General features: G+C 67.4%; 13 protein-coding genes. 12 read left to right on the top strand and 1 reads right to left on the bottom strand.

Annotated features, from left to right (window positions below):
* Positions 1 to 37 precede the first annotated feature (37 nt).
* The 5 genes from CPH63_RS17115 to CPH63_RS17095 all read left to right on the top strand — a co-directional run bounded on the left by CPH63_RS17115 (position 38) and on the right by CPH63_RS17095 (position 4219).
* Entirely contained in the window at positions 38 to 613 is a 576-nt protein-coding gene (locus CPH63_RS17115; RefSeq protein ID WP_096304025.1) for a hypothetical protein, read from the top strand.
* Positions 614 to 636: 23 nt separating this feature from the next.
* Positions 637 to 1707, top strand: a complete 1071-nt coding sequence (locus CPH63_RS17110) for a DUF3048 domain-containing protein (RefSeq protein ID WP_096304024.1) — start codon at positions 637 to 639, stop codon at positions 1705 to 1707.
* A gap of 97 nt (positions 1708 to 1804) precedes the next feature.
* A complete protein-coding gene (pdxS, locus tag CPH63_RS17105; protein ID WP_096304023.1) occupies positions 1805 to 2743 on the top strand; it encodes a pyridoxal 5'-phosphate synthase lyase subunit PdxS in 939 nt (312 codons plus the stop codon).
* Positions 2744 to 2748: 5 nt separating this feature from the next.
* Positions 2749 to 3444, top strand: coding sequence for a pyridoxal 5'-phosphate synthase glutaminase subunit PdxT (gene pdxT, locus CPH63_RS17100; RefSeq protein WP_096304022.1), 696 nt, complete (start codon positions 2749 to 2751; stop codon positions 3442 to 3444).
* Positions 3445 to 3463: 19 nt separating this feature from the next.
* A complete protein-coding gene (locus CPH63_RS17095) occupies positions 3464 to 4219 on the top strand; it encodes a YebC/PmpR family DNA-binding transcriptional regulator (protein ID WP_096304021.1) in 756 nt (251 codons plus the stop codon).
* Positions 4220 to 4267: 48 nt separating this feature from the next.
* Here the strand turns inward: CPH63_RS17095 and CPH63_RS17090 are convergent, their stop codons facing one another.
* Complete coding sequence (locus CPH63_RS17090; RefSeq protein ID WP_096304020.1) at positions 4268 to 5053, bottom strand: site-2 protease family protein; 786 nt, start codon at positions 5051 to 5053, stop codon at positions 4268 to 4270.
* A 137-nt stretch (positions 5054 to 5190) separates the two neighbouring features.
* On the opposite strand from CPH63_RS17090, the gene ruvC reads away from it, so the two are divergent.
* The 7 genes from ruvC (at position 5191) to CPH63_RS17055 (ending at position 12136) form a co-directional block, all read left to right on the top strand.
* Complete coding sequence (ruvC, locus tag CPH63_RS17085) at positions 5191 to 5778, top strand: crossover junction endodeoxyribonuclease RuvC (RefSeq protein WP_096304019.1); 588 nt, start codon at positions 5191 to 5193, stop codon at positions 5776 to 5778.
* A complete protein-coding gene (gene ruvA / locus CPH63_RS17080; RefSeq protein WP_096304018.1) occupies positions 5775 to 6401 on the top strand; it encodes a Holliday junction branch migration protein RuvA in 627 nt (208 codons plus the stop codon). Before ruvC ends, ruvA begins: the two co-directional genes overlap by 4 nt.
* 43 nt (positions 6402 to 6444) lie before the next feature.
* Entirely contained in the window at positions 6445 to 7551 is a 1107-nt protein-coding gene (gene ruvB / locus CPH63_RS17075; RefSeq protein WP_096304017.1) for a Holliday junction branch migration DNA helicase RuvB, read from the top strand.
* 94 nt (positions 7552 to 7645) lie between these two features.
* A complete protein-coding gene (yajC, locus tag CPH63_RS17070; RefSeq protein ID WP_096304016.1) occupies positions 7646 to 8005 on the top strand; it encodes a preprotein translocase subunit YajC in 360 nt (119 codons plus the stop codon).
* A 155-nt stretch (positions 8006 to 8160) separates the two neighbouring features.
* Positions 8161 to 10479, top strand: coding sequence for a protein translocase subunit SecD (gene secD, locus CPH63_RS17065; protein WP_157749619.1), 2319 nt, complete (start codon positions 8161 to 8163; stop codon positions 10477 to 10479).
* The gene (secF, locus tag CPH63_RS17060) at positions 10479 to 11567 is read left to right on the top strand and encodes a protein translocase subunit SecF (protein ID WP_096304014.1); all 1089 of its coding nucleotides are present in this window, start codon (positions 10479 to 10481) and stop codon (positions 11565 to 11567) included. The genes secD and secF overlap by 1 nt, the downstream gene beginning before the upstream one ends.
* Positions 11567 to 12136, top strand: coding sequence for an adenine phosphoribosyltransferase (locus CPH63_RS17055; protein ID WP_096304013.1), 570 nt, complete (start codon positions 11567 to 11569; stop codon positions 12134 to 12136). The genes secF and CPH63_RS17055 overlap by 1 nt, the downstream gene beginning before the upstream one ends.
* Positions 12137 to 12178: the final 42 nt, after the last annotated feature.

Here is a 12178-nt window from a genome sequence, read left to right as displayed (position 1 = left end):
GACGGCGTAGCCGTGGGTGCCGCTAGGCTCTTCGATCATGCTCTCTGTAGTCGCGTGGGTCGCGATCCTGCTGCTCGCCGTTCTGGCGACGTTCTGGATCACCTTCACGTTGACTCGGCTGGACCGCCTGCACGCCCGGGTGGATGCCGCCTTTGCCGCTCTGGACGCCCAACTGGTGCGCCGGGCGGCCGCTCTGCTGGAGGCCGCGGAGTCGGTTTCGGCCGACGAAGCCGGGGTGAGCGCCGGCTTCGACCCGGCTGTCCTGGCCCGGGTGGCCATCGAGGCCCTGCATGCGGCCCCTGATCGGCGCGAGGTCATCGAGAACCGGGTCGGGCGCAGCATCGCCGAACTGGCGGAGAACTCAGCACTCGTCTCCGCCCGGGCCGGTGCCGAGCTGCACGAAGCCTGTGCCCGATTGGTGATAGCCCGTCGCTTTTACAACGATGCCGTGCGCGACACGCGGGGGCTGCGGGCCCGCCGAATGCCACGGATTCTGCACTTGGCAGGGCATCGTGAACTTCCGCAGTTCTTTGACATCGACGATGCCTTCACCTATCCGGTTCGGGCCGTCCAGTACCGCTCCAAAGACGTCTCAGTAGAGGAATCACAGTGAATATCGCAGGTCGAATCGGTCAGATGAGTGGCGCCCAGAAGGGGATCGCCGGCGCGCTCGTCGCGGTGCTCGTCATCGGCGGCGCCGGAGCCACCTATGCGCTGGTGTCGAATGGCTCCTCGAAGTCCTCGGCGGCCGCGCCCACGGCGACGGCAACCCCGTCACCCACCGCCTCACCGACGCCGACCGCCACCCCGGCGCCCGCCGCGCCCCCGCCGGTGAACCCGCTCACCGGCACCGGAACCGTCCCGACCGGCCCGGTGATCGCGGTCAAGATCGACGACACCGCCCCAGGTCGCCCGCAGGTCGGGATCGACAAGGCCGACATCGTGTACATCGAGCAGGCCGAGGGCGGCCTGACCCGTGACGTGGCTGTCTTCGCCAGCCAGAAGCCGATCGCCGGCTACATCCGCAGCACCCGGGCCAGCGACCCCGAACTACTCACCCAGTACGGCCCGATCGTGCTGGTGGCATCCGGCGGTGGTGGTGATTCGCTGAAGATTCTCGACGCATCGATCCTGCACCCGTATATCCAGGATCGGGGCGACAAGGGCTTCTACCGGGTGCAGCGCAGACAATCGACCTACATCAACGTGGTGCTCCCGTTGTCGAAGGTTTCGGTGCCCGGCGCCGGTAAGGCCAAGAGCATCGGCCTGGTCTGGAGTGCCTCCGGCGCCGGTCTGGCCGCCACGCCGGTGGCGACCAGCCTCAGCACCAAGGTCGGCGGCACCCCGGTCGGGTTCACCTGGAACGCCTCGCTGAAGAAGTACATGCGGGTGATCAACGGCAACATCCAGCGCGCGGCCGATGGTGCGGTCATCGCGACGCCGAACGTTATCGTCCAGTTCTGTGCGGTCTCACCGCACCCCGGGGATATCGACGTCAACGGCAACCCGTCGCAGTACACGCACTCCGTCGGCAGCGGCAAGGTGTCGATCTTCCGCAACGGTCACCGCATCGACGGGACCTGGTCCCGGCCGACGATCAACTCCGGCACCACCTACCGGGACGCGGCCGGCAAGCCGATCTCGGTCACCCCGGGTGGGGCCTGGGTCGTGCTGGCGACGAACGGGACTCCACTCACCTCGCGTTGAGTTCGGCTGGCTCGCCGCGCCCGGCGGCGGCCCCCGGTCCGTCCCTGCGCGATGATGGTTGTCAGATTCCACTCGCGCGGGGACGTAAGATTGGGGCATGTCTGTCGAGTCAACTTCTGCCCTGAACCAGCCTGATACCGCCGCCGGCACGACCCCGGTCACCGGTACCGCCGCCGTCAAGCGCGGGATGGCCGAGATGCTCAAGGGCGGCGTCATCATGGACGTCGTCACCGCGGAGCAGGCCAAGATCGCCGAGGACGCCGGTGCCGTCGCCGTCATGGCCTTGGAGCGGGTGCCGGCCGACATCCGCGCCCAGGGCGGGGTATCCCGAATGAGTGACCCGGACATGATCGAGTCGATCATCAACACGGTCTCGATCCCGGTGATGGCCAAGGCCCGGATCGGCCACTTCGTCGAGGCCCAGGTGCTGCAGTCGCTCGGCGTCGACTACATCGACGAGTCCGAGGTGCTCACCCCGGCGGACTACGCCAATCACATCGACAAGTGGGCCTTCACGGTTCCCTTCGTCTGCGGGGCCACCAACCTCGGAGAGGCACTGCGCCGCATCACCGAGGGCGCGGCGATGATCCGCTCCAAGGGTGAGGCCGGCACCGGCGACGTCTCCAACGCCACCACACACATGCGCCAGATCCGTGGCGAGCTGCGCCGCTTGAGCTCACTGCCCGAGGACGAACTCTTCGTCGCCGCCAAGGAGCTGCAGGCTCCCTACGCTCTCGTCGCCGAGGTCGCTCGCACCGGCGCGCTGCCGGTCGTGCTCTTCACCGCCGGTGGCATCGCCACCCCGGCTGACGCTGCGATGATGATGCAGCTCGGGGCCCAGGGCGTCTTCGTCGGCTCGGGCATCTTCAAGTCCGGAAACCCGGCCCAGCGGGCTGAGGCGATCGTCAAGGCCACCACGTTCTACGACGACCCGGATGTCATCGCCAAGGTTTCCCGGGGTCTCGGCGAGGCCATGGTCGGCATCAACGTCGAGGAGATCCCGCAGCCACATCGACTGGCCGAGCGCGGCTGGTAAGGCGTTTGCCGCCCACGGTCGGCGTCCTCGCCCTGCAGGGTGACGTCCGCGAACACCTGCAGGCGCTGCGAGCAGCCGGGGCGAACGCCGTGGCCGTACGTCGCGAGCGGGAACTGGCCGACGTGGACGGGCTGGTGCTGCCTGGTGGCGAGTCGACGACGATCGTCAAACTGGCCCGCATCTTCGAGCTTCTGGAGCCGCTACGGGCCCGGATCGCCGGTGGACTCCCCACGTACGGGTCGTGCGCCGGCATGATCCTGCTGGCAGATCGCATCACCGGCGGTGTGGTCGGTCAGGAGACCTTCGGTGGCATCGACATGACGGTGCGGCGCAACGCATTCGGCCGCCAGGTGGAATCCTTCGAGGCCGAGCTCGAGGTCGCCGGGGTGGCCGGAGCGCCGATGCGGGCCGTCTTCATCCGGGCCCCCTGGGTCGAGGCCATCGGGCCGAAGGCAACCGCGGTCGCCACCGTAGCCCAGGGTCCGGCCGCCGGTAGGATAGTGGCGGTTCGTCAGCAGCATCTGCTGGCTACGTCCTTTCACCCGGAGCTGACGGGAGACGGTCGTATTCATGCCTACTTCTGTGAGATGGTCGCGGACGCGGTAGCCACGCGGGCCCGCGGTCCGCTCGCGAGCCGGGGCATGGCATGGCAGGGCAGGGCAGATGAGCAGACGCAGATGAGCAGACGCAGAGCGAAGTGAGAAGGGTCGGTAATTCAGCATGAGTGGGCATTCCAAATGGGCGACGACGAAGCACAAGAAGGCGGTCGTCGACGCCAAGCGTGGCAAGCTCTTCGCCAAGCTCATCAAGAACATCGAGGTCGCGGCTCGCACCGGAGGCGGTGACCCGGACGGCAACCCGACCCTCTACGACGCCATCCAGAAGGCCCGCAAGACGTCGGTGCCGCTGGACAACATCGAGCGCGCCGTCAAGCGCGGCTCCGGCGCCGAGGCCGGCGGCTCGGACTGGCAGACGATCATGTACGAGGGGTACGCCCCCAGCGGCGTCGCCGTGCTGATCGAGTGCCTGACCGACAACCGCAACCGAGCCGCCGGAGAGGTCCGCCTGGCGATGACCCGCAACGGCGGATCGATGGCTGACCCGGGTTCGGTCTCCTACATGTTCACCCGAAAGGGTGTGATCGTAGTGCCGGAGGCCGGCCAGACCGAGGACGATGTGCTCCTGGCTGTCCTCGACGCCGGTGCCGAAGAGGTGAACAACCTCGGCGAGTCCTTCGAGGTGATCTGCGAGGCCACCGACCTGGTGCAGGTCCGCACCGCGCTGCAGAGTGCCGGAATCGACTACGACTCGGCTGACTCCTCCTTCGTTCCGAGCGTGCAGGTCGAACTCGACGCCGATGGTGCCCGCAAGGTGCTTCGACTGATCGACGCCCTGGAAGACAGCGATGACGTGCAGAACGTCTTCACCAACTTCGACGCCAGCGACGAGGTCTTAGCCGAGCTATCGGCCGAGTAGCCAGCCGAGCTATCGGCCGAGTAGCCAGCCGAGCTATCGGCCGAATACCTAAAGCGACTGCCAGAAACGCAGCAGCAGGCTGCCGTACTGGTAAAGGACCGGATCGGCCCCGGTCGCCCGGTAGATGTCGTCGACGAACTGGAAGAACCAGGCGTTGAGGCGCGGGACGCTCAGCAGCGCGAAGACGACGAGCATTCCCCATGGCTTGAACGGCTCGAGAGACTGCCGGGTCTTGGGCTGCAGGAACGGCTCGAGCATCGCGTAGCCGTCGAGTCCGGGCAGCGGCATCAGGTTCAGCACGGCCGCGGTGAGCTGCAGGAAGCCGAGAAAGGCGACCGCGGACCAGAAGTACAGATGCGGACCCTGGTAGGTCTTCCCGACGGTGCTGATCAGCAACAGCACACCGATTATCACGTTGGAGGCCGGTCCGATTCCGGCGGCGATGACCCGTTCACGCTTGGACTTGAAGGTGTGGGGGTGCAGGTACACCGCCCCGCCCGGCAGGCCGAAGCCGCCCTGCAGGATGAAGAAGAGCGGCAGCGCGATCGACAGCACCGGGTGGGCGTACTTGAACGGGTTGAGCGTGAGGTATCCGCGCGCCTCGATGCTGCTGTCGCCGGCCCGGTGGGCGCAGTAGGCGTGGCCGAACTCGTGCAGGCAGAGCGAGACGACCCACCCGCTCAGGACCAGCAGGAAGACCCCGAAGCGCGCGGCCAGCAGACTGGGTTCTTGCCACGCCAGGAACCCGCCGAATGCGGTGAGAGCGACAAAAGCCAGGAAGACGGGGCTCGGGCGGACGGCACGTCGAGCGGGGAGGCTCGGCAACGAATACATGCCGTAACGCTAGCCGGGAAAGCTGAGACAAGCGCGCTGCGTGTCGTCCCAGCAGCCCCAACCGCTCGTCGTAAGCTCGAACGACCGTTCGACTACAGGTCGCGGCGCGAGAACATAAAGGGCAGAGGTGAGGACGAGTGCGGGTACTGGGCGTTGACCCCGGGCTGACGCGATGCGGCGTAGGCATCGTCGAGGGGACGGCTGGGCGGCGTCTGCAGATGCTGCATGTGGACGTGATCTGCACTCCGCACGATGCGGAGTTGGGTGATCGTCTGGTCATCATCTCCGACGCGGTGACCCATCTGGTGCGGCAGTTCAAGCCCGACGTCGTGGCGGTGGAGCGGGTCTTCAGCCAGCACAACGTGCGCACCGTGATGGGGACCGCGCAGGCCGCCGGATTGGCGGTGCTGGCTGCCACCCGCGAGGGGATACCCGTGGTGATGCACACCCCGAGTGAGGTGAAGGCCTCGATCACCGGATCCGGTACCGCGGGGAAGGCTCAGGTCGGCACCATGGTCACCCGGTTGCTCAACCTCGAATCGATGCCGAAGCCGGCGGATGCGGCTGACGCGCTCGCCCTGGCCATCTGCCACATCTGGCGCGGCGCCGCGCAGAGCCGACTGGTGGCGGCCCAGCAGGCGGCACAGCAGGCGGCACAGCAAGCGGCACAGCAGGCGGCGCGCCGACCGGCGCCCGGGCGCCGCGCGATCGGGACGGTCGCATGATCGCCAGCGTGCACGGGCTGGTCGCCGCGCTCGGGCCGGATGGAGCGGTCATCGAGGTCGGCGGTGTCGGGTTGGCCGTCTCTTGCTCACCCGGAACGCTGGCCCGGCTGCGGCTGGGGGAGTCGGCGCGACTGTCGACGAGCCTGGTCGTCCGTGAGGATTCACTGACCCTCTTCGGTTTCGCCGACGACGACGAGCGGTCGCTCTTCGAACTGCTGCAGACTGCGAACGGAGTCGGACCACGGCTGGCCCAGACGATTCTCGCGGTCCACGCGCCCCGCGAGGTCCGACGGGCGATCGCGACGAATGACCTGCAATCTTTGATGAAAGTTCCCGGCATCGGTCGAAAGAGCGCCGAGCGGGTGGTCCTGGAACTGCGTGATCGGATCGGGGCCATCGATCAGTCCGACGAGTCAGCCGCCGGAGCCAGCAGCCTCGGCGTCACGGCAGTTGCTCCGTGGCGCGAACAGCTCGTCCGCGCGCTTGGGGGCTTGGGTTTCAGCGCACGCGAAGCCGGCGAGGCGATCGAGGTGCTGGCGGCCGAGGTCGACGCCGGCGAGAGCGAAGCCGACGTCCCGGCGCTGCTGCGGCGCAGCATTCAACTTCTCGGTCGCACTCGATAGTGGGCCACCCGACGTCGTCTCAGGCAGGTGATTAGCTGTGAGCATGAACGACCCACAGGCGACCGATTCCGGCGCCGAGACCGATCTTGCCTCGCCGTTTCCAGTGGCTGACGAACGCGACGTCGAAGCGAGCCTGCGGCCGAAGCACCTGGACGAGTTCGTCGGTCAGCCGAAGGTCCGCGAGCAGCTGCAACTGGTGCTCGAGAGCGCGATGCGCCGCAATCGTCCGCCGGATCATGTGCTGCTCTCCGGCCCGCCCGGGCTGGGCAAGACCAGCCTGGCCATGATCATCGCGGCTGAACTGGGCGTGCCGATTCGGGTTACCAGCGGTCCGGCCATCGAACGGGCCGGTGATCTGGCCGCCCTGCTGACCAGTCTGACCGAGGGCGAGGTGCTCTTCATCGACGAGATCCATCGGATCGCCCGGCCCGCCGAGGAGCTCCTCTATATGGCGATGGAGGATTTCCGGGTCGACGTCGTGGTGGGCAAGGGGCCGGGCGCCACTGCCATCCCGTTGGAGCTCGCACCCTTCACGCTGGTCGGGGCCACTACCCGGGCCGGTCTGCTCACCGGCCCGCTGCGCGATCGATTCGGCTTCACCGCGCACATGGACTTCTACGACGTCGCGGAACTGGAGACGGTGCTGCATCGCTCGGCCGCCCTCCTCGGCGTGCCGCTGCGCGACGACGGTGCGGTGGAGATTGCCGGGCGATCGCGGGGCACTCCCCGCATCGCCAACCGGCTGCTGCGTCGGGTTCGGGACTACGCCGAGGTTCGGGCCGATGGCGTCGTCACGGAAGCAGTGGCCAGCGCCGCGCTGGCCGTCTACGACGTCGACGAGCTCGGTCTGGATCGCCTAGACCGGGCTGTGCTCGACGCGCTCGTGCGGCGTTTCGGCGGGGGACCGGTCGGGGTCGGGACGCTGGCCGTCGCCGTCGGCGAGGAGGCTGAGACCGTGGAGGAGGTGGCTGAGCCATTCCTGGTGCGGGCCGGGCTGCTGGCGCGAACCTCCCGGGGGCGGGTCGCGACGCCTGCCGCCTGGCATCATCTCGGTCTCACTCCGCCGGCCTCGGCGGCCCACGGATACCTGGCGAGCGGACGATTCGGTGCCGGAGTGGACCCATCAGCGCCTACCCTGTTCCAGGAGTGACACTCACTTCTGGGCTGCTGCCTCTTCAGTTGGCCGCCGCGCATCGGGGCTACGGCCGACACCGCCGGGTCTGATTTACCGCTAGGGATTTGCTATGAAGATTCTTCCGCTCGTCATAATCATCCTCATCCTCGCTGGGATGTTCCTCTTCGCCCAGCGGGCCAAACAGCGCGCTGCCGGCGCCGAATCCGCCCGTCGGGCCACGATCGGCCTCGGTAGTGAGGTGATGACCACCTCCGGCCTCTACGGTCAGGTCGTCGCCATTGATCCGGACGGGGACACGGTGCTGCTGCGAATCGCGCCCGGCATCGAGGTCAAGTGGGCCTTCGCCGCCCTGCGTGACATCGCCTCCCTGCCCGCCCAGTACCGTCTGGGGGAGCAGGCAGTCGGTGAGCAGGCGACCGGATCGGATCCAGAACCGGGAACGCAGGCGGGCACTCAGACGTCTGACTGATCGATCGACCGATGACCTGGGGAGCGTCTGCTTGCCCCTTCGGTCATACTGTCGTATGACCTGCGCGACATTCGTCCCGCGGGTCTGTTTTCATGGCCTCGTGCTGCCGGCAATCTGCGCCGGATCCAGCACTCATCTATAGGAGAATTTCCCCAGTGGCTCCACCCGCCGGAACGCTGCGCGTCGGGCGTTATTTCTTAGCGCTGCTCGCCATCTTTGTTGTCCTCTATGCGATCGTCTTCTGGCCCGGCCAGTCACGCACGCCGAAGCTCGGGCTCGACCTCGAAGGCGGGACACAGGTCGTCTTCCAGGCGAAGACGCCGGACGGCTCGACGCCGTCGAAGTCCTCTATGGAGGAGGCGCGCTCGATCATGGATCAGCGCGTAAACGCTTACGGTGTCTCTGAGGCCCAGGTCGTCATCGAGGGCAGTGACCGCATCGTCATCTCGATCCCCGGCCACAACGCCGCCGATCAGCTGGCCAGTATCGGCAGCGCCGCCCAGCTGAACTTCCGGCCGCTCATCATGCCGGTCGTGCAGCCGGTGGCGGCGGCCGCCGCCGCCGCGGCGTCGGCCTCCGCGGCCAGTGCGAGCGCGGGGACGGCGTCCGGCTCAGGCGCATCGACATCTCCGGCCGCCTCGGCCAGCGCGGCGTCGACCAGCCCGTCGGCCAATGGGTCGTCGAGCGTGGCCCCCAAGGACGAGTCGTCCCGGCAACTGAGCCCGCAGGACGCCTCGGCTCGTGAGCTGGCGGCTGCGCCGCACCAAGCCTCCGGATCGGCCGCGCCGACCTCGGCGGCGGCCCCGGCCAGTGCGGCGGCAAGCACTCCGGCGGCCGCGGCCGCGACGCCCACCCTCACCCCGGCGCAGCAGACGCTCCTCTCGGGCACCACGGTGACCGAGAACCCCTTCTCAGTTCTCGACTTCCCGATCCCGACCACTGAGACCGACTACGAGAAGCTCACCTCGACCCAGCAGCAGCTTCTGCAGGCGACGGCGTCGCACTTCGACTGTGCGTCAAGCCCGCCGGACACCAAGCAGGCGCAGACCCTGCTGGCCTGTGACTCGCACGACAAGCCGACGCTGGTGTACTTCCTCGGCCCGGTGATCGTGCCCGGAACCGAGATCAGCGATGCCTCAGCCCAGCTGAACTCGACCAACCAGTGGATCGTCTCGCTCGATCTGAAGAGCAGCGGCCAGGCGGCCTGGGCCGACTACACGACCAAGCACAACACCAGTGGGTCGACTGCGACCCCGGACTACACCAGCTGCGGCACGAGCAGCGTGCCCTGCGCTAACTTCGTGGCCTTCACCCTCGACGGCGCGGTGGTCTCCTCGCCCTACAACCAGTCGGCGATCAATGGTGGCAGCACGCAGATCAGCGGCTCCTTCACGCAGAGCTCGGCTACCAATCTGGCCGACCAGCTCCGTTACGGCGCGCTGCCCCTGAACTTCGGGGACCCGCTGACCGCCTCCAACGTGAGTGCCACGCTCGGCAGCGCTCAGCTGAAGGCCGGCCTGCTGGCCGGAGGCATCGGACTGGCCCTCGTCGTGATCTACTCGCTGCTGTATTACCGCGGGCTTGGTTTGGTCACCATCGCATCGCTGGTGGTCTCCGGCGGCCTGACCTACGGCTGCATCGTCTTCCTCTCCCGGCAGATCGGTTTCACCCTGACCCTCGCCGGTATCGCCGGTTTCATCGTTGCGGTGGGTATCACCGCTGACTCATTCGTCGTGTTCTTCGAACGAATAAAGGACGAAGTGCACGAGGGTAGATCCATGCGGGTCGCGGTGCCGCGCGCCTGGGTTAGGGCCCGGCGCACGATTCTCTCGGCGGATACGGTCTCCTTCCTCGCCGCGGCGGTGCTCTACTTCTTCGCTGCCGGTGACGTGAAGGGCTTCGCATTCACCCTCGGCCTCTCCACCATCCTCGACCTCGTCGTCGTCTTCCTCTTCACCCACCCGCTGGTGTCACTGCTATCGCGCAGCGCCACCTTCGGGTCCGCGGGCTTTACCGGGCTCAACTCGGCACGGGCGGGCGGTGTCGTAGCCGATGACTCGACGCAGGTGAAGCGCCGGACGAAGACGGCCCCACCGGCTGATCCCGAACCGCGCGTTCCGACCGGATCGATCCGTCTCAGCAAGCCGTCGGCCAAGGCCGCGCCGACTGCCGTTGCGGTCGCCGAGCCCGAGGCCAACGTCGGCGATGAGCTCGGCGATCAGGACGAGGCCGACACTGCGGTCGATAGCGACGCGGTCACACCAACCGCCGCAGCGCCGACGGTGTCGACGGTGGGTTCGGAGGCAGATCCGCTCGAAGCAACCGAACCGAGCCCAGCGCCGGCGGCCGAGCCGTCGCCCAAGGTGAGCCCGGCGTCGGGCACCGCAGCCGAACGAGCGGCTGCTCGTCGAGCGCGACTGCGGGCACAGAACGCCGGAACGTCATCTGACGACGACAGCAAGGGCCAGAGCTGATGAGCGCCTTCACCAAGCTTTACCGCGGCGAGACCAACTACAACTTCATCGGTTCGCGGAAGCGGTGGTATCTGGCTTCCGGCATCATGATCGCGATCTGCATCCTGGCGTTCGTGATTCGTGGCTTCAACTTCGGTGTGGAGTTCGCCGGCGGCAGCCAGTTCCAGATTCAGACCCACGGCTCGTCGATCTCGACCAGTCAGGTCGAGGACGCCTTCAACGCCGCCGGCCTACCACCGGCCGACGCGGCCCAGGAGGTCGGCAGCGGTGCCAGCCGCCAGATCGTCGTCAAGACGAAGTCGGTCGGCGCGATTGAGCTGAACAACGTCGAGAACTCGGTCTCCAAGTCGACCGGTATCCCGAAGAGTGACATCAACGCCACCACGGTCAGTTCCGACTGGGGTCGTGACGTCACCAAGTCGGCGATCCAGGCCCTGATCGTGTTCCTGATTGTGGTCTCGATCTACATTTCGTTCCGCTTCCAATGGCGGATGGCGGTCGGTGCGATGATTGCGCTGCTGCACGACCTCATCATCGCCGCCGGAATCTATTCGCTCATCGGCTTCGAGGTGACGCCCTCGACGGTGGTCGGACTGCTGACCATTCTCGGGTTCTCGCTGTATGACACCGTGGTCGTCTACGACAAGGTTTCGGAGAACTCTCAGAACCTGCTCGCCGGTAGCCGGATGACCTTCTCCGAGGCGGCCAACCTGGCCGTCAACCAGACGCTCATGCGCTCGATCAACACTTCATTGATCTCGCTGCTCCCGGTCGCCGGTCTGCTCTTCGTCGGTGCCGGAATCCTCGGTGTGGGCACCATCAAGGACCTGGCGCTGATCCTCTTCGTCGGGCTGGCGTCCGGGGCGTACTCCTCACTCTTCCTGGCCACCCCGCTGGTCGTGGACCTGACCGAGCGGCAGCCGGCCTACAAGCAACTGACGCGCCGGGTGATGGCGAAGCGGGCCAGTGACAAGCACGAGGCGGTCGAGATCTCCCCGGTCGCCGTCGCGGCCGCCGCGGCGGCTCGACGCGGCTCAGGACCGATGCCGGCCCCGAAGCCCGGGGCGCGCCCGCAGCGTCGTCGTTGATGAGTGGCCCAGTCGGCGATGCCGGCGCCGAGGTCGCGGCCACGGTCAGCACCGGGATGCGAGACGTTCAGGACTTCCCGCTGCCGGGTGTGCTCTTCAAGGACATCTCGCCCCTGCTGGCTGACCCGCAGGCCTTCGGCATGGCCGTCCGAGCTCTGGCTGACGCGGCGCGGGCGGCCGGCGGCGTCGACCTGGTCTCCGGCGTCGAGGCTCGGGGCTTCGTGCTCGCGGCCGCCCTCGCGAACGAGCTGAACTGTGGGCTGGTACTGGTTCGCAAGGCCGGAAAGCTCCCACCGCCCACGGTGACCCGCGAATACCAACTCGAGTACGGCACGGCGGTTTTGGAGGTGCCGCTGGGTGTCCTCGACGGCCGCCGGGTGTACGTCGTCGATGACGTGCTGGCCACCGGGGGAACACTCGCGGCTGCTACGCAGTTGTTGACTGAGGCGGGTGCCGAGATCTCCGGAACCGGAGTGCTGCTGGAGATCGGCTTCCTCAACGGCCGCGCTGCCCTGTCCGGCCTGTCCGGCTCGTCCGGCCCCCGGGTGACGGCACTGCTTCGGGTCTGAACCGTCGGGTTCGAACCCGGCAAGCGCTCCGGAGGACGATCT

This window comes from Jatrophihabitans sp. GAS493 (assembly GCF_900230215.1).
Taxonomy (GTDB): Bacteria; Actinomycetota; Actinomycetes; order Mycobacteriales; family Jatrophihabitantaceae; genus MT45.
This window is presented reverse-complemented; position numbering and strand designations above follow the sequence as displayed.

Bases quoted from the DNA above. Each gene is read 5' to 3' on its own strand.
- CPH63_RS17110 (WP_096304024.1), top strand. From the start codon at position 637: ATGAGTGGCGCCCAGAAGGGGATCGCCGGCGCGCTCGTCGCGGTGCTC.
- CPH63_RS17115 (WP_096304025.1), top strand. From the start codon at position 38: ATGCTCTCTGTAGTCGCGTGGGTCGCGATCCTGCTGCTCGCCGTTCTG.
- yajC (WP_096304016.1), top strand. From the start codon at position 7,646: ATGAAGATTCTTCCGCTCGTCATAATCATCCTCATCCTCGCTGGGATG.
- ruvB (WP_096304017.1), top strand. From the start codon at position 6,445: ATGAACGACCCACAGGCGACCGATTCCGGCGCCGAGACCGATCTTGCC.
- ruvA (WP_096304018.1), top strand. From the start codon at position 5,775: ATGATCGCCAGCGTGCACGGGCTGGTCGCCGCGCTCGGGCCGGATGGA.
- secF (WP_096304014.1), top strand. From the start codon at position 10,479: ATGAGCGCCTTCACCAAGCTTTACCGCGGCGAGACCAACTACAACTTC.
- CPH63_RS17055 (WP_096304013.1), top strand. From the start codon at position 11,567: ATGAGTGGCCCAGTCGGCGATGCCGGCGCCGAGGTCGCGGCCACGGTC.
- CPH63_RS17090 (WP_096304020.1), bottom strand. From the start codon at position 5,053: ATGTATTCGTTGCCGAGCCTCCCCGCTCGACGTGCCGTCCGCCCGAGC.
- CPH63_RS17095 (WP_096304021.1), top strand. From the start codon at position 3,464: ATGAGTGGGCATTCCAAATGGGCGACGACGAAGCACAAGAAGGCGGTC.
- pdxS (WP_096304023.1), top strand. From the start codon at position 1,805: ATGTCTGTCGAGTCAACTTCTGCCCTGAACCAGCCTGATACCGCCGCC.